This is a genomic window from Sphingomonas sp. GCM10030256 (assembly GCF_042666415.1).
Classification (GTDB): domain Bacteria; phylum Pseudomonadota; class Alphaproteobacteria; order Sphingomonadales; family Sphingomonadaceae; genus Sphingomicrobium.
Genome location: NZ_JBHTDI010000003.1, coordinates 24019 through 40212, shown reverse-complemented (window position 1 = coordinate 40212; position 16194 = coordinate 24019). Strand labels below are relative to the sequence as shown.

13 protein-coding genes are annotated in these 16194 nt (G+C 65.3%); 2 read left to right on the top strand and 11 right to left on the bottom strand.

What is annotated here, in order from left to right; translation table 11 throughout:
- Window positions 1-8: 8 nt before the first annotated feature.
- Together rpoC and rpoB are read right to left on the bottom strand one after the other, a co-directional pair.
- Window positions 9-4274, bottom strand: a complete 4266-nt coding sequence (rpoC, locus tag ACFQPG_RS11225; RefSeq protein WP_380813244.1) for a DNA-directed RNA polymerase subunit beta' — start codon at window positions 4272-4274, stop codon at window positions 9-11.
- A gap of 116 nt (window positions 4275-4390) precedes the next feature.
- A complete protein-coding gene (gene rpoB / locus ACFQPG_RS11220) occupies window positions 4391-8563 on the bottom strand; it encodes a DNA-directed RNA polymerase subunit beta (RefSeq protein WP_380813241.1) in 4173 nt (1390 codons plus the stop codon).
- Between the two features lie 262 nt (window positions 8564-8825).
- On the opposite strand from rpoB, the gene ACFQPG_RS11215 reads away from it, so the two are divergent.
- Both ACFQPG_RS11215 and ACFQPG_RS11210 read left to right on the top strand, forming a co-directional pair.
- On the top strand, window positions 8826-9278 hold the full coding sequence (locus ACFQPG_RS11215; protein WP_380813238.1) for a hypothetical protein: 453 nt from the start codon (window positions 8826-8828) through the stop codon (window positions 9276-9278).
- 71 nt (window positions 9279-9349) lie between these two features.
- Window positions 9350-10762, top strand: a complete 1413-nt coding sequence (locus ACFQPG_RS11210) for a hypothetical protein (RefSeq protein WP_380813235.1) — start codon at window positions 9350-9352, stop codon at window positions 10760-10762.
- 76 nt (window positions 10763-10838) lie between these two features.
- Here the strand turns inward: ACFQPG_RS11210 and rplL are convergent, their stop codons facing one another.
- The 9 genes from rplL to rplK all read right to left on the bottom strand — a co-directional run bounded on the left by rplL (window position 10839) and on the right by rplK (window position 16153).
- Window positions 10839-11210: a 50S ribosomal protein L7/L12 gene (rplL, locus tag ACFQPG_RS11205; protein ID WP_380813232.1), complete on the bottom strand. Its 372-nt coding sequence runs from the start codon at window positions 11208-11210 to the stop codon at window positions 10839-10841.
- Between the two features lie 42 nt (window positions 11211-11252).
- Window positions 11253-11768 carry a 50S ribosomal protein L10 gene (rplJ, locus tag ACFQPG_RS11200; RefSeq protein ID WP_380813229.1) on the bottom strand — a complete coding sequence of 172 codons (516 nt, stop codon included), beginning with the start codon at window positions 11766-11768 and terminating at the stop codon, window positions 11253-11255.
- A gap of 335 nt (window positions 11769-12103) precedes the next feature.
- Window positions 12104-12490: a UrcA family protein gene (locus tag ACFQPG_RS11195; protein WP_380813226.1), complete on the bottom strand. Its 387-nt coding sequence runs from the start codon at window positions 12488-12490 to the stop codon at window positions 12104-12106.
- 270 nt (window positions 12491-12760) lie between these two features.
- The gene (locus tag ACFQPG_RS11190) at window positions 12761-13159 is read right to left on the bottom strand and encodes a UrcA family protein (protein ID WP_380813223.1); all 399 of its coding nucleotides are present in this window, start codon (window positions 13157-13159) and stop codon (window positions 12761-12763) included.
- Between the two features lie 58 nt (window positions 13160-13217).
- The gene (locus ACFQPG_RS11185) at window positions 13218-13925 is read right to left on the bottom strand and encodes an Lrp/AsnC ligand binding domain-containing protein (RefSeq protein WP_380813220.1); all 708 of its coding nucleotides are present in this window, start codon (window positions 13923-13925) and stop codon (window positions 13218-13220) included.
- 153 nt (window positions 13926-14078) lie between these two features.
- Window positions 14079-14522, bottom strand: coding sequence for a hypothetical protein (locus tag ACFQPG_RS11180; protein ID WP_380813217.1), 444 nt, complete (start codon window positions 14520-14522; stop codon window positions 14079-14081).
- Window positions 14523-14608: 86 nt separating this feature from the next.
- Window positions 14609-14917, bottom strand: a complete 309-nt coding sequence (locus ACFQPG_RS11175) for a hypothetical protein (protein ID WP_380813214.1) — start codon at window positions 14915-14917, stop codon at window positions 14609-14611.
- A 102-nt stretch (window positions 14918-15019) separates the two neighbouring features.
- The gene (gene rplA / locus ACFQPG_RS11170; protein ID WP_380813211.1) at window positions 15020-15718 is read right to left on the bottom strand and encodes a 50S ribosomal protein L1; all 699 of its coding nucleotides are present in this window, start codon (window positions 15716-15718) and stop codon (window positions 15020-15022) included.
- 3 nt (window positions 15719-15721) lie between these two features.
- Window positions 15722-16153, bottom strand: a complete 432-nt coding sequence (gene rplK, locus ACFQPG_RS11165; protein ID WP_380813208.1) for a 50S ribosomal protein L11 — start codon at window positions 16151-16153, stop codon at window positions 15722-15724.
- Window positions 16154-16194: the final 41 nt, after the last annotated feature.

Genomic DNA, 16194 nt, shown 5'->3' with positions numbered 1-16194 from the left:
GGCTGGCCTCAGCTCTGCAGATAGTCGCCCGCATCGGCGTCGGAGCCGTTGCCGGACGGTGCAACCGAGGCGAGCGGATCGCCCTGGATCGCAGCTTCCGGACCCTGCTGAAGCTCGGCGGCGTGCTGCTCTTCCGCCGTGTCAGGCAGGTAGAGCGACTCCTGGAGCTTGCGCTGGGCGGCGCGGAGGGCCGTGTCGCGGCTGGTAGCCGCAACCCGCATCCGGTTCATGCCCGCGCCGGTACCCGCCGGGATCAGGCGGCCGACGATGACATTTTCCTTCAGGCCGTTGAGCGAGTCGATCTTGCCCTGGACCGAGGCTTCGGTGAGCACCCGGGTTGTCTCCTGGAACGAGGCGGCCAAGATGAAGCTGCGGGTCTGCAGCGACGCCTTGGTGATGCCGAGCAGGACGGGCTTGCCGACGGCCGGCTTGCCCTTCTTGTCCAGCTTGCTGTTGAGCTCGTCCATCTCCTCGCGGTCGACCTGCTCGCCCGCAAGCAGCGTGGTGTCGCCGCCGTCGGTGATCTCGACCTTCTGCAGCATCTGGCGAACGATCACCTCGATGTGCTTGTCGTTGATCTTCACGCCCTGCAATCGGTAGACCTCCTGGATCTCGCTGACGAGATATTCGGCCAGCGCCACGACGCCGAGCACTTCCAGGATGTCGTGCGGATCCGGGGAACCGCCGACCAGATTGTCGCCACGCTTGACGTAGTCGCCTTCCTGGACGTCGATTACCTTGGACTTGGGCACCAGATATTCGACCGGATCGGTCCCGTCGTCGGGGATGATCGCGATCTTACGCTTCGCCTTGTAGTCCTTCATGAAGTTCACACGGCCGGAGACCTTTGCGATGATCGCATTCTCCTTCGGCTTGCGCGCTTCGAACAGCTCCGCGACGCGCGGCAGACCACCAGTGATGTCGCGGGTCTTGGCGGCTTCACGCGGCATACGGGCGAGCACCTCGCCGGCTTCCACGCTCTGGCCGTCCTCAACCACGACGATCGCACCGGCAGCAAGCCGGTAGACGCCGGCCTCGGTCGCACCTTCGCCCAGCAGGGTCAGGCGCGGACGAAGGTCTTCCTTCTTCGACTTGGCCATGTCCTCGGTGACGACGCGCTGCGAGATGCCGGTCGACTCGTCGGTCTGCTCGGTCATCGTCCGATTTTCGGTCAGGTCCTGGTACTTCACGATACCAGCCTTCTCGGTGATCACCGGGCTGTAGCTCGGGTCCCACTCGGCGATGCGGTCACCCTTGCTGACGATGTGCCCGCTGTCACACAGCAGGTGCGCACCGTAGGGCACGCGGTGCGTCGACAGCTCGCGCCCGTCCATGTCGAGGATCGCGATCTCGCCGGAGCGGGACAGCGACACATGGCGGCCGCGCGGGTCGGTGATCGTCGGCATGTCGCGGAACTCGACGGTGCCGTCGACCGGCGCCTCGAGGTTCGACTGCTCGTTGAGCTGGGCCGCGCCGCCGATGTGGAAGGTCCGCATCGTCAACTGGGTGCCCGGCTCGCCGATCGACTGCGCGGCGATCACGCCGACCGCCTCGCCGATGTTGACCGGCGTACCGCGGGCGAGGTCACGCCCGTAGCACTTGCCGCACACGCCCTGCTTGGAGGCGCAAACCAGCGGCGAGCGGATCTTGATGCCCTGAAGGCTTGCGGCCTCCAGCTTCGCGACCATCGCCTCGTCGAGCAGTACGCCTTCCTTGACCAGCGTTTCGCCGGTCTTGGGATCCACGACCTCCTCGGCCGTGGTCCGCCCAAGGACACGATCGCCGAGCGAGGCGATGACGGCGCCGCCCTGGACGATGGCACGCATCTCCAGCGCCTGGTCGGTCCCGCAATCCTCCTCGATGATCACCGCGTCCTGCGACACGTCGACGAGCCGGCGGGTCAGGTAGCCCGAGTTCGCCGTCTTGAGTGCCGTGTCCGCGAGACCCTTGCGGGCGCCGTGGGTCGAGTTGAAATACTCAAGTACGGTCAGGCCTTCCTTGAAGTTGGAGATGATCGGCGTTTCGATGATCTCGCCCGACGGCTTGGCCATCAGGCCGCGCATGCCGGCCAGCTGCTTGATCTGCGCCTGCGAACCACGCGCACCGGAGTGGGCCATCATGTAGATGGAGTTCACCGGAGCCTCGCGGCCGTTGTCCATCTTCGGGGTCGAGGAGATTTCCTTCATCATCTCCTGGGCCACACGGTCGCCGCAACGCGACCAGGCGTCGATCACCTTGTTGTACTTTTCCTGCTGGGTGATCAGGCCGTCCTGATACTGCTGCTCATAGTCCTTCACCAGCGCCCGGGTCTCCTCCACCAGAGGCTCCTTGGCGGCGGGGATGACCATATCGTCCTTGCCGAAGCTGATGCCGGCCTTGAACGCGTGGCGGAAGCCGAGCTGCATGATCGCGTCGGCGAACAGCACCGTCTCTTTCTGACCGGTGTGACGATAGACTTCGTCGATGACGTCGCCGATGTCCTTCTTGGTCAGCAGCCGGTTGACCGTCTCGAAGGGCACGCGGTGGCTCTTCGGCAGCGTCTCGCCGAGCAGCATGCGGCCCGGAGTGGTCTCGAACCGCTTCATGTACTGCTTGCCGGCCTCGTCCGTCTGCGGAACGCGGCTGACGATCTTGGAGTGCAGGGTCACGGCACCCGCAGCGAGGGCCTGGTGGACCTCGGTCATGTCGGCGAGCAGCATGCCCTGGCCCGGCTCACCATCCTTCTCGATCGAGAGATAGTAGAGACCCAGGACCATGTCCTGCGACGGGACGATGATCGGCTTGCCGTTTGCGGGGCTGAGGATGTTGTTGGTCGACATCATCAGCACGCGCGCTTCCAGCTGGGCCTCGAGGCTCAGCGGAACGTGCACGGCCATCTGGTCGCCGTCGAAGTCGGCGTTGAACGCGGCGCAGACGAGCGGGTGAAGCTGGATCGCCTTGCCCTCGATCAGCACCGGCTCGAACGCCTGGATGCCGAGACGGTGGAGCGTCGGCGCGCGATTCAGCAGCACCGGATGCTCGCGGATCACCTCGTCGAGGATGTCCCAGACTTCCTTGCGCTCCTTTTCGACCCACTTCTTGGCCTGCTTCAGGGTCATCGACAGACCCTTGGCGTCGAGGCGCGAGTAGATGAATGGCTTGAACAGCTCGAGGGCCATCTTCTTCGGCAGGCCGCACTGGTGCAGCTTCAGCTCCGGACCGGTGACGATGACCGAACGGCCCGAATAGTCGACGCGCTTGCCGAGGAGGTTCTGGCGGAAGCGGCCCTGCTTGCCCTTGAGCATGTCGGACAGCGACTTCAGCGGACGCTTGTTGGCGCCGGTGATCGTGCGGCCGCGGCGGCCGTTGTCGAACAGCGCGTCAACCGCTTCCTGCAGCATGCGCTTTTCGTTGCGGACGATGATGTCCGGAGCGCGCAGCTCCATCAGCCGCTTCAGGCGGTTGTTGCGGTTGATGACCCGGCGGTAAAGGTCGTTGAGGTCCGACGTCGCAAACCGGCCGCCGTCCAGCGGCACCAGCGGGCGAAGCTCGGGCGGGATCACCGGAATGACTTCCAGGATCATCCACTCAGGCCGGTTGCCGGACTCAAGGAAGCTCTCGACGACCTTCAGCCGCTTGATGATCTTCTTGGGCTTGAGCTCCGACTTGGTGACGGCAAGCTCTTCCAGCAGCGTCTTGCGCTCGCCTTCGAGGTCGAGGTCCATCAGCATGTGCTTGACCGCCTCGGCGCCGATCCCGGCCGAGAAGGCGTCCTCGCCATACTCATCCTGAGCGGACAGCAGCTCGTCCTCGGTCAGCAACTGATACTTTTCGAGCGGGGTCAGGCCCGGCTCGATCACCACATAGCTCTCGAAGTAGAGCACGCGCTCGAGTTGCTTCAACTGCATGTCGAGCAGCAGGCCGATACGGCTCGGCAGCGACTTGAGGAACCAGATGTGGGCAACCGGCGCGGCCAGCTCGATGTGGCCCATGCGCTCGCGGCGGACCTTGGACACGGTCACTTCCACGCCGCACTTTTCGCAGACGATGCCCTTGTACTTCATCCGCTTGTACTTGCCGCACAGGCATTCGTAGTCCTTGATCGGACCGAAGATGCGGGCGCAGAACAGGCCATCACGCTCCGGCTTGAACGTGCGGTAGTTGATCGTCTCCGGCTTCTTGATCTCGCCGAAGGACCAGCTGCGGATCTTGTCCGGGCTCGCGATCCCGATCTTGATCTGGTCGAAGGTCTCCGGCTTGGCCACCGGGTTCGCGAAGTTGGTTAGTTCGTTCATCTCTTACTCCACTCCCCTCCCGCTTGCGGGAGGGGCCGGGGGTGGGAATTTCGTGCAGGAGCAGGCCTCAGGCCCACCCCCTGCCCCCCTCCCGCGAGCGGGAGGGGGAAGAAGGTTCACTCCGCAGCCAGGGCCGGCGGCTCCGCGTTCGGGTCGTCCAGGCTGTCCAGCTCGACGTTGAGGCCGAGCGAGCGCATCTCCTTGACCAGCACGTTGAAGCTTTCCGGAATGCCGGCCTCGAACGTGTCGTCGCCCTTGACGATCGCCTCGTAGACCTTGGTGCGGCCGATCACGTCGTCCGACTTCACCGTCAGCATCTCCTGCAGCGTGTAGGCGGCGCCGTAGGCCTGGAGGGCCCAGACCTCCATCTCGCCGAAGCGCTGGCCGCCGAACTGCGCCTTGCCGCCCAGCGGCTGCTGGGTGACGAGGCTGTACGGGCCGATCGAGCGAGCGTGGATCTTGTCGTCCACCAGGTGGTGCAGCTTCAGCATGTAGATGTAGCCCACCGTCACCTTGCGGTCGAACGGATCGCCGGTGCGCCCGTCGAACAGGGTGACCTGCCCCGACGCATCGAGACCCGCCCGCTCCAGCATGGTGGCGACATCCGCTTCGCGGGCGCCGTCGAACACCGGAGTGCCCATCGGCAGCCCGCCAACCAGGTTCTGGGCAAGCTCCATCACGGCATTGTCGTCACGCGCATCGATGTCGCCATCGTAATGCTCGCCGTACATGTCCTTGAGCTTGGTCCGCATCTCGGAAACGTCCTTGCCCGCGACGCCCTGCCCGCGATGGTGCATCGCTTCCAGCATCTCGCCGATCTGCTTGCCGAGACCGCGCGCGGCCCAGCCCAGGTGCGTTTCGAAAATCTGCCCGACGTTCATGCGCGACGGCACGCCCAGCGGGTTCAGCACGATATCGACCGGGGTCCCGTCTTCCAGGAACGGCATGTCCTCGTTCGGCAGGATGCGGCTGATCACGCCCTTGTTGCCGTGACGGCCGGCCATCTTGTCGCCCGGCTGAAGCTTGCGCTTCACCGCGACGAACACCTTGACCATCTTGAGCACGCCCGGCGGAAGCTCGTCGCCGCGCTCCAGCTTCTCGACGCGGTCCTCATACTTGCGGTTGATGACCGCAACCGCCTCGTCATACTGGGCCTTCAGCGCTTCCAGGTCGCTCTGGCGGCTGTCGTCCTTGACGGCGATCTTCCACCAATCGTGCTTGTCGGCGCCTTCCAGCGTCTCTTCGTCGAGGGTCGCGCCCTTCTTCAGGCTTTTCGGAACCGCCGTCGCGACTTGGCCGAGCAGCATCTCCCGAAGACGGGCGAAGGTTGCGCGGTTGAGGATCGCCTTCTCATCGTCGGCGTCCTTGCGGAGGCGATCCTTCTCCTCGGTCTGGATCGCTCGGGTGCGGTCGTCGATGTCGATGCCGTGGCGGTTGAAGACGCGCACGTCGACAATCGTCCCGGCAACGCCCGGCGGCAGGCGAAGCGAGGTGTCGCGCACGTCAGACGCCTTCTCGCCGAAGATCGCCCGGAGAAGCTTTTCTTCCGGGGTCATCGGGCTTTCGCCCTTGGGCGTGATCTTGCCCACCAGGATGTCGCCCGGCTCGACCTCGGCGCCGATGTAGACGATGCCCGCCTCGTCGAGGTTGCGCAGCGCCTCCTCGCCGACGTTGGGGATGTCGCGGGTGATGTCCTCCGGCCCGAGCTTGGTGTCGCGGGCCATCACCTCGAACTCCTCGATGTGGATCGAGGTGAAGACGTCGTCCTTCACGATCCGCTCGGAGATCAGGATCGAGTCCTCATAGTTGTAGCCGTTCCACGGCATGAACGCGACGAGCACGTTGCGGCCGAGCGCCAGTTCGCCGAACTGGGTCGACGGACCGTCGGCGATGACGTCGCCGGCGTTCACCTCTTCGCCCACCTTCACCAGCGGACGCTGGTTGATGCAGGTCGACTGGTTGGACCGCTGGAACTTCATCAGCGTGTAGATGTCGACGCCGCTCTCACCGGGGCGAAGCTCACCCGTGACACGAACCACGATACGGGTCGCATCGACCTGGTCGACGATGCCCGGACGGCGAGCGGCAATCGCCGCACCCGAATCACGGGCAACGGTCTCTTCCATCCCGGTGCCGACCAGCGGAGCGTCAGCCTGCAGCAGCGGAACCGCCTGGCGCTGCATGTTCGAGCCCATCAGCGCGCGGTTCGCGTCATCGTTCTCGAGGAACGGGATCAGCGAGGCCGCGACCGACACCAGCTGCTTGGGGCTGACGTCCATCAGGGTGATCTGATCGCGCGGAGCGATCAGGAAGTCGCCCGCCCGCCGCGAGGAGACGATCTCCTCAACGAACCCGCCATCCTCGGTCAGCTCGGCATTGGCCTGCGCAATGGTGTGCTTGGCTTCTTCCATCGCTGACAGGTAGACGACCTCGTCGGTCACCTTGTTGTCGACCACCTTGCGGTACGGCGTCTCGATGAAGCCGTACTTGTTGACCCGGCTGAACGACGCGAGGCTGTTGATCAGACCGATGTTCGGCCCTTCCGGAGTCTCGATCGGGCAGATCCGGCCATAGTGGGTCGGGTGAACGTCGCGGACTTCAAAGCCGGCACGCTCACGGGTGAGACCGCCCGGCCCAAGCGCCGACACACGGCGCTTGTGCGTCACTTCGGACAGCGGGTTGGTCTGGTCCATGAACTGCGACAGCTGCGAGGAGCCGAAGAATTCGCGCACCGCGGCGACCGCCGGCTTGGCGTTGATGAGGTCGTTCGGCATCACCGTCGACACGTCGACCGAGCTCATCCGCTCCTTCACGGCGCGCTCCATGCGGAGCAGGCCGACGCGATACTGGTTCTCGAGCAGCTCGCCGACCGAGCGGACGCGACGGTTGGCAAGGTTGTCGATATCGTCGATGTCGCCCTTGCCGTCCTTCAGGTTCACCAGCTCCTTGACCACCGCCAGGATGTCCTCGCGGCGAAGGGTGGTTACCGTGTCCTCGGCATCGAGGCCGAGGCGCATGTTGAGCTTGACCCGGCCGACAGCCGACAGGTCGTAGCGCTCCGGATCGAAGAACAGGCCATAGAACAGCGCATCCGCAGTCTCGCGGGTCGGCGGCTCGCCGGGGCGCATGACGCGGTAGATATCGCTCAGAGCCTGATCGCCGTCTTCAGCCTTGTCGGCCTTGAGCGTGTTGCGGATCCACGGGCCGGTGTTGATGTAGTCGATGTCGAGCAGCTCGAGCCGGTCGACGCCGGCCTTGTCGAGCTTCTCCAGGTTCTCGGCGGTGACCTCGTCACCGGCCTCAACGTAAATCTCGCCGGTCGACTCGTTGATCAGGTCATACGCGGAGAAGCGGCCGAAGATTTCCTCGGTCGGGATGATCAGGTTCTGGAGACCTTCCTTGGCCGCCTGGTTGGCGCGCCGCGGAGTGATCTTCTCATTCGCCTTGAAGACGACCTCGCCGGTATCGGCGTTGACCACGTCGTGGGTCGGCTTCTGCCCGCGCCACTGCTCGGCGACGTAGGGAATCTGCCAGCCGTTCGGACCGCGGACATAGCCGACGGTGTTGTAGAATTCGGCGAGGATCTCTTCCGAGTTCAGTCCCAGCGCGTGCAGCAGCGCGGTGACCGGCAACTTGCGCTTGCGGTCGATGCGGACGTTCACGATGTCCTTGGCGTCGAACTCGAAGTCCAGCCACGAACCACGGTACGGGATCACGCGAGCGGCGAACAGATACTTGCCCGAAGCGTGGGTCTTGCCCCGGTCATGGTCGAACAGCACGCCCGGCGAGCGGTGCATCTGGGACACGATGACGCGCTCGGTGCCATTGATGATGAAGGTGCCGTTCCACGTCATGAGCGGCATGTCGCCCATGTAGACGTCCTGCTCCTTGATATCGATGACCGACTTGGCCTCGGTATCCGGATCGATCTCGAATGAGGTCAGGCGCAGGGTAACGCGCATCGGCGCGGCATAGGTCAGCCCGCGCTGGCGGCATTCCTCGGTGTCGTACTTCGGATCTTCGAGCACATAATGGTCGAAGTCGAGGTGGGCGGTGCCGGCGAAATCCTGGATCGGGAACACCGAACGCAGCGTCTTCTCAAGACCGGAAACATAGCCGATGCTCGGGTCGGAGCGGAGGAACTGCTCGTACGACTCGCGCTGGACCTCGATGAGGTTCGGCATCTCGCTGATCTCGTGGATGTTGCCGAAGATCTTGCGGATACGCCGCGAGTTGGTCTTCCGGCCGCTGCTCGTGTTGTGCGGAGCGTCGATCGCCTTGGTCGCCATGATGTTCCCTGCGCTTGAGACGCACGGCATCGCCGCGGGCCTCGTCAAGTCCGGCGCGGTTCCTGGTCGTTCCTCACCATACGTGCAGGCCGATGCGCGGTTTCGGCCGGTGTCCCGGTGAGGACAGGAAAAGCCCCGGACGCACGAAACCGTGCGGCGGAGCCGTTATGTGTTGGATGAACCCTATATACGCGTCTCCCTGGGAAAGAAAAGGGGTGAGCGGCAAATCCACCTTCGGCACGAGAATGGGCCGGGGTCGGGCATGATGTTCGCCAAAACTCCGCCCGACTTGCGCCTGCGGCAGCCGGCAACGCGCAAGCGCCGCAACCAAGAGCCGCTGAGGCTTTGTGAAGCGGACACAGCCAAGGAAGTCGTCCGTGCCCAAGCTCCTGACCCTCCCCGCCTTGTCCTGCTGGCCGCGTGCGGCTCGACGGAGGCACCCTCGAACCTGGAAGCGGCCGCGGCTCAGTCGGACCCGGCTGCCGCCGAAGTGCTCCAGAATGCGGCGGAAGCCGGGGTGAACGAACAGGACGCGCTTGCGGCCGCCGGCCAAGCCCAGGTGCAGAGCCGCAACGACACGGCGTTCGGCTCGGTGGGTGATGGCTCGGCGCCGGTTGCAAACAGCACGGTCCAGGCCCGGCCCAACCTGCCCGGCAGCCCCAACCGCAAGGACGGAACCCAGCCGCCGGACAAGGTGGACGTCGCGCCGCGCTGACACGGCGAAAGCCTGCCGCTCGCCTTGCCGCTCCTGAAGCTGCCGGCTAGACCGGGCGCTGGGGGCAAGAGATGGCGACAGGCACCAACAGCGCGGCGCAGCACGCGACGGGCGCCCCAGCGGTTCGCCCGCAAGTGCTGCTGATCGGGGCAGCACTCGCCGCCGCGGCCTTTCTCGCCTTCACCCCGGCCCTCCTCGACGATGGCGACAGCAGCTGGCACCTGGCGACCGGCCAATGGATCCTCCGGCACGGGGCGATTCCTGCCGCCGACCCGTTCTCCTTCACCGCCAGAGGTCAGCCGTGGCACGCCCATGAATGGCTGAGCGAAGTCGCCATGGCAGCCGCGTTTGCGCTTCGCGGTTGGAGCGGGGTGGCGCTGCTGGCGGCTGCTGCGATCGCTGGCACGCTGCTGCTTCTTGGCCGGGAGTTCCTCCGGCGCCTCCCGCCGCTTGCCGCGCTGCTGGCGCTGGGGCTCGTCGCGGCTGCGCTCCAATCGACCGCACTGGCGAGGCCACACGCGCTCGCCTGGCCCCTGCTGGCCGGCTGGACCCTGCTGCTCCTGCACGCCCGGGAAAGGCGCCGGTCACCCCCGCTCTGGGCAACCCCGCTGATGATCCTGTGGGCCAACATGCACGCCAGCTATATCGTCGCCTTGGGCCTGGTGGCCGTGTTCGCGCTCGAGGCGCTGATCGAGCAAGCCAAACGCAAGGCAGTTGTCACCGGATGGGCGGCGTTCGGGCTTGCCGCCCTCCTGTGTGCTTTGCTCACCCCCTTCCGCCTGCAGGGGTTCCTCTACCCCTTCCAGGTCAGCGGAATGGACGCGTTGGCTCTGATCAGCGAGTGGGCGCCATCGCGCTGGCCGGACGATGCGCTCTTCTTCGGGGCTGCCGGAGCACTGGCGGCAATGGCCGGGCTCCGCTGGCGCGAGGTCGGAGCGGTGCGCCTGATGCTGCTGGCCGGGCTGCTGGGGATGGCGGTCACCCACTCCAGGCACCAGCCGCTGCTGCTGATCGTCGGCTCGCTCGCCGTGGTTCAGCGGGCTGGCCGGCGGCAGGCTGACCGGAGCGGCCTGCCGGTTTCGCTCCTGCTGGCCGGAGCGGCGGCGCTGGCCGCCGCACGCTTGACCGTGCCGCTGGAGCGGGGCGATCGGCCGAACTATCCAGCCACGGCCTTACGCCAGCTTCCCCTCGCGCTGCGCACGCAGCCGGTGTTCAACAGCTACAGCTACGGCGGTCCGCTGATCCTTCACGGCGTCGCGCCGTTCATCGACGGCCGGGCCGACATGTACGGCGACGGGCTGACCTTCCGCTACCAGCGGATCGCGGCCGGCGACATGGCGGCGTTCCGCCAGGCAAGCGCCCGGTGGGACCTGCGCTGGACGTTGCTGAACCGCTCGGAGCCGCTTGCCGGCAAGCTGGACCAGGAGCCCGGCTGGCAGCGCATCCACGCCGACCGCCACGCAGTAATCCACGTTCGGCGATAAGGCTGCAGTCACGAAAAAGGGCGACCCGTTGCGGGGCCGCCCTCCTTTTCAGTTCGAGCAAGACGCTCGAAGCAGCTTACTTGAGCTCGACGGTGCCGCCGGCTTCCTCGATCTGCTTCTTGATCTTCTCGGCCTCGTCCTTGTTGACGCCTTCCTTGACCGGCTTCGGAGCGCCTTCGACCAGCGCCTTGGCTTCGCCCAGGCCCAGGCCGGTGATCGCGCGGACTTCCTTGATGACGTTGATCTTCTTGCCACCGTCGCCGGTGAGGATCACGTCAAACTCGGTCTTCTCTTCGGCGGCCGGGGCAGCGGCAGCGGCCGGGCCAGCGACGGCGACGGCAGCGGCGGCCGAAACGCCCCACTTCTCTTCAAGGGCCTTGGCGAGGTCCGCCGCCTCGAGGACGGTGAGCGCCGAAAGATCGTCAACCAGCTTCTGAATGTCAGCCATTGTAAAAACTCCAGATCAAAAAAGAGAGAAATGCTTGTGCGTTTAAGCCGCCTCTTGGGCCGCGTAAGCGCCGAAGACCCGTGCCAGCATCGCGCCCGGCTCGCTGATGGTCCGCGCGATCTTGGTCGCCGGGGCCTGAATGAGGCCGATCAGCGTACCGCGCAGTTCATCAAGGCTCGGGAGCTCGGCCAGCGCCTTGATCCCATTCACGTCGAGGACGGTGTCACCCATCGCTCCGCCAAGAACCTCGAACTTGTCGGTGGTCTTCGCGAAGTCCACCGCGACCTTGGCGGCCGCGACGGGATCAATGGAAGTTGCAAGCGCGGTCGGGCCCGTCAGCAGGTCGCCGATCGGGCTGTAGCGCGTGCCATCCAGCGCAATGAGGGCAAGGCGGTTCTTCGCAACCTTGAACTGCGCACCGGCGTCGCGCATCCGCAGGCGAAGATCGGTGGACTGGGCCACCGACAAACCGAGATTGCGGGTGACGACCACCACGCTGGTCTCGGTAAAGACCTGCTTCAACTCGGCAACCAGATCCGCTTTTTGCGAACGATCCATGCCAACTCCTTTTCGGCCCAAGCACAGCCAGGACCGAGGTTCAAACAGCCTCCCCGCACAGTGCGTGGAGGCAACATTGTCCGTGGGGTTGGTTGATCGGTGCGTCTGGACGCACAACGAGCGCGACCTTGTCGGTGGCGCCCGGATGATCTCTCTTCCCCGTCTAGGCTGGACATTAAGCCCCTCGATGATCTCGGGGCACCAACTGTCTCGGACGGCGTCCGGCCGAAGCCGAACAGGGACGCGCCTATAAAGGAAAACGTGGCGCGATCAAGCCGCACAGGCGAAGGCCGCGGAGCCGATCAACAACTCCGCGGCCCAGACCTCGCCAAGCCTTAGTGCGCGGCGATGGTGATCGCGACCGCCGGAATCGCGCTTTGACCGCTCGAGGCGATCTGCCGAGCCCGCTCGATCGCCAACGACATCTGGGGCTGGGCCCCGTGCCAGGCACCGGAGCGGCAGGCCTGGTTCTTCAGACGGAAGGTTGCTTGATCCAGCGGCGCACAGACGTTGCGCGAGGCCCGGCGTACCCGCATCGTCAGGCTGCGCTCGCCGCTTGCCGAAGCCAGGTTGAGGTCGTCGTAAGCGACTCGCTCGGTCAGCGGCCGATCGTCCGGGCGCTCCGCATAGATGTTGATATCGACCGTCTGCGCGGAAGCCGCGGTGGCAGCAAGTGCAAGCCCCTTGCCGATGGCAGTCTTCAACAGAATGATGCCCTTCATGACCCGTCTCCCAGCCTTGATCTCCCCCATGGTTTGCCGCGGTTTCCTGCCCTATTCACGAACTCCTCGGCGACCGGTCCAGCCTGATCGTCGAATGGTCCCCGGCGCTGCGAGCGGGGTTCATTCGTAGATGAATCGACGAACTGCCGGACCCTGATAGAACGACTCGCCGTTCGTCGAACGGACGCGCGACCCCGCTACGAAAAGCGGCGCCCGTCGGGCGCCGCTTCTCGTCCGGGCGGACCGCTCTGGCCGCGTCCGGAAGCTTCGTCACTGGCCAGGGAAGGCCAGGACGATCGCCACCGGCGGAATCGCGCTTGATCCGGTCGCGGCAATTTCCATAGCGCGCTGCACCGCCCGGTTGATCTGCGGCGTCGCGCCGCGCCACGCGTAGGTCCGGCAGACCTTGTAGTCGTCGTCGAACCACGCCGCGTCCTGCGGTTCGCAGACATAGCCGATGGCCCGCCCCACGCGGCCCTTGAGCAGCTTCCGATCATCAGCCTGGGCAAGGTTGAGGTCGGAATAGGACACACGCTGCACCCGCACATCCGGATCGATCGGCGCGGTGACCGTGATGTCGCGCGGAGCCGCGAAAGCGGTTCCGGCGAGCAGCACCAGGGTGATCCCTCCTGCGGCGAACAGCTTCAGGATATTTTCGCTCGCGGACATGATGTGGCTCCCTCTCGCCCCGGAATGAGGACAGACGGGAAATGCGGCTGTCGAAGGCTTAGTGCATCGGCTTTTCGGTCATGATGAGCGGCAAGTCGGCGAGCCGTTCCACCATCGCCGAAGCCGTCCCGCCGTTCGATGAAGCCGCTTTGAGCGCCGCCATGACGGCAACGGTGCGCGGCTTGGCGATGCGGTGTTGCGATCCGTCGGCAAGGCGCGCGATCCATCGACGCCCGTGGTGGATCAGTCGCGCAATGAAACCGATTCTCACAATCACCGAGCGGCCAAGCTGCACGAATTCACCCGACTCCAGCTGGTGGGCAAGGCTGGTCAGGGTGGCGTGAAGCAGCCACTCGCTGCTGCCCGAAACGATGCGGACGTAATCCCCTTCCGCAACGACCTTGTCGATGCGGTCGCAGTCCACCCGCTGCCGCCCTTCCGCGCAAGGAACCCACAGGCAATGGGACTGCGCGTCATTCTGCCGCTCGTAGCGGCGGCAGATGAAGTTGGCTTCATAATGAGCCAGCAAGCGCCCGAACCGGTTGATGATGTCGTCGAGCAGGGACTGGTAGGCGCCAAGATCGGCGACGGCGACTTCGACCATTAAGTGGAAGGTGCCGGATACCTCGAGGCAATGGAGTACCTGCGGGCTGGCCAGCAGCGCCTGTTTGCAGTGGGTGATCTCTTCGAACGGGCCGTCATCGGCAAAGCGAAGGCACAGGATCACGCGGATTTCCGCTGCTTGCGCAGCGCCTTCGGTCGTCATGCGACCACCTCTCGTGCCCCGCGACCATAGCGGAAGCGAGCCGCCCGTTCGAGCCGGTTCGTCGCACTAGGCAATTCCAGTGGCCAAAAACGAAAAAAGGCCCGAGACCGACGAGATCCCGGGCCTTCCGCACTTTTCAAACCGGAAGAGCGTCTAGAAAGTGGAGGTGCCGCCGCCGCCGGTGGTCATTTCGCTGTTGCGGCTCGAGTCTGTCGAGCGGTCCGACATCTGCGAGGCGCCGACGTTGCTGCCCGACGCGCCAGCCGGCTGGGCGCTGCCGAGGCCTCCAGTGGTCATGCTCGAGGACTGGTCGGCGGAGCCGAACTGCGAGAAGGCGCTGCTCTGGCCGGACCCGCCGGCTTCGCCGCCCTGCATCAGCTGCCCATGAAGCAATTGCTTGGCTTGATCGGCAAGCTGCCGCTGCTGATCGCAGGCCTGTTCGAAGAACTGGCGAAGCTCCTGCCGGCCTTGTGCATCCTGCGCGTAGGTCTGGCAATTTTCGGCGCCCTGGAGCGCATGGTAGAGCACGGCTACGAGGTCATAGGTTTCGTCACGCGTGCCGGTCTGGGCGCTTCCGCCCTGCGGATTTTGATCCATGATGGTCTCCTCACACGCCGCGCCGGGAGACGCAGCCCACGATTTAACGCCTCGCGGTAAAACCATTTCCTCCACCTGCCGCGCAATCAAGCGGGCCCGTCGCTGCCCGACAGATCCTCGTCCTCCAGGTCGGCGCCGGTTGCACTGCCCGCCGCGTCCGCAAGGGAGCCGTTGTCCGGCCCCAGGGCGGCGATTTCCGCCGCGATCGCCTGGTCGGCAGTTCCGGCGAGCTCGCCGGGTGAAGCGAGCGGATGCTCGTTGCTGAAGCCGGGATCATCGCCCGGTCCGTCGGCGCTCTCGCGCGGAGTGTGGGCTTCCTCATTCTCCGCCGTGGCGTTGCCGAGGGTTCGCTCATCCAGGCTGCCGCCTGCTCCGCTGCCATCCTGCTGCTGCACGTCTTGTCTCCCTTCGCCCGCTCAACGCACAGGCAAAAGGAAAGGGCCGGAGCATCGCTGCCCCGGCCCATATTTTCCGCGTCTACCGGGTCCGCCGGAAAATCAGGCGCTCGCCACCTCGGCAATGTCGAGCTTCACGCCCGGACCCATCGAGGAGCTGATCGCCGCCTTCTTGACATACTTGCCTTTGGCGCCGGCCGGCTTGGCCTTGACGATCGCGTCCACGAACGCGTCGAAGTTCTGGCGCAGGTCGGCCGCGTCGAACGAGCACTTGCCGATGCCGGCGTGGATGATTCCCGCCTTCTCGACGCGGAACTCGATCTGGCCAGCCTTGGCGTCGGTCACCGCCTTGGTGACGTCCATGGTGACGGTGCCGAGCTTCGGGTTTGGCATCAGGCCCTTGGGGCCCAGCACCTTACCGAGGCGGCCGACGACGCCCATCATGTCCGGAGTCGCGATCACGCGGTCGAAGTCGATCTGGCCGCCCTGGATGGTCTCCATCAGGTCCTCGGCCCCAACCACGTCGGCGCCTGCAGCGGTCGCTTCCTCGGCCTTGGCGCCCTTGGCGAACACCGCCACGCGCACCGACTTGCCGGTGCCCTTGGGCAGGTTGACCACGCCGCGCACCATCTGGTCGGCGTGGCGCGGGTCGACGCCGAGATTCAGCGCGATTTCCACAGTCTCGTCGAACTTGGACGTGGCGAGGGTCTTCACCAGCCCGATCGCCTCATCCACGCCGTACATCTTTTCGCGGTCGACCTGTCCGGCCTGCGCCTTCTGCTTCTTGGTCAGCTTGGCCATTGCTTAGCCCTCCACAACCTGGAGGCCCATGGCGCGAGCCGAGCCTTCAATGATCTTCGTTGCGGCCTCGATGTCGTTGGCATTGAGGTCCTTCATCTTGGTTTCGGCGATCTCGGCAAGCGCCGAGCGCTTGATCGTGCCCGCCGAAACCTTGCCCGGCTCCTTGGAACCCGACTTGAGGTTCGCCGCCTTCTTCAGCAGAAAGCTGGCCGGCGGGGTCTTGGTCGCGAAGGAGAAGGAGCGGTCCGCATAGACGGTGATCACCGTCGGGATCGGCGAGCCCTTTTCCAGTTCCTGCGTCGACGCGTTGAACGCCTTGCAGAACTCCATGATGTTGACGCCACGCTGACCAAGCGCCGGGCCGATCGGCGGCGACGGATTGGCGGCGCCAGCAGGCACCTGCAGCTTGATATAGCCGGTGATCTTCTTTGCCATGTCACTCTCGTTTCAAGTTGAGCGGTCCAGACGAGCGCCGA

Excerpts from the sequence above, each read along its gene's own strand:
- rplK (WP_380813208.1), bottom strand. The coding sequence starts at position 16,153 with ATGGCAAAGAAGATCACCGGCTATATCAAGCTGCAGGTGCCTGCTGGC.
- ACFQPG_RS11190 (WP_380813223.1), bottom strand. The coding sequence starts at position 13,159 with ATGTCCGCGAGCGAAAATATCCTGAAGCTGTTCGCCGCAGGAGGGATC.
- ACFQPG_RS11180 (WP_380813217.1), bottom strand. The coding sequence starts at position 14,522 with ATGGATCAAAATCCGCAGGGCGGAAGCGCCCAGACCGGCACGCGTGAC.
- rpoB (WP_380813241.1), bottom strand. The coding sequence starts at position 8,563 with ATGGCGACCAAGGCGATCGACGCTCCGCACAACACGAGCAGCGGCCGG.
- ACFQPG_RS11185 (WP_380813220.1), bottom strand. The coding sequence starts at position 13,925 with ATGACGACCGAAGGCGCTGCGCAAGCAGCGGAAATCCGCGTGATCCTG.
- ACFQPG_RS11195 (WP_380813226.1), bottom strand. The coding sequence starts at position 12,490 with ATGAAGGGCATCATTCTGTTGAAGACTGCCATCGGCAAGGGGCTTGCA.
- ACFQPG_RS11215 (WP_380813238.1), top strand. The coding sequence starts at position 8,826 with ATGATGTTCGCCAAAACTCCGCCCGACTTGCGCCTGCGGCAGCCGGCA.
- rplA (WP_380813211.1), bottom strand. The coding sequence starts at position 15,718 with ATGGCCAAGCTGACCAAGAAGCAGAAGGCGCAGGCCGGACAGGTCGAC.
- rpoC (WP_380813244.1), bottom strand. The coding sequence starts at position 4,274 with ATGAACGAACTAACCAACTTCGCGAACCCGGTGGCCAAGCCGGAGACC.
- ACFQPG_RS11210 (WP_380813235.1), top strand. The coding sequence starts at position 9,350 with ATGGCGACAGGCACCAACAGCGCGGCGCAGCACGCGACGGGCGCCCCA.
- rplL (WP_380813232.1), bottom strand. The coding sequence starts at position 11,210 with ATGGCTGACATTCAGAAGCTGGTTGACGATCTTTCGGCGCTCACCGTC.
- rplJ (WP_380813229.1), bottom strand. The coding sequence starts at position 11,768 with ATGGATCGTTCGCAAAAAGCGGATCTGGTTGCCGAGTTGAAGCAGGTC.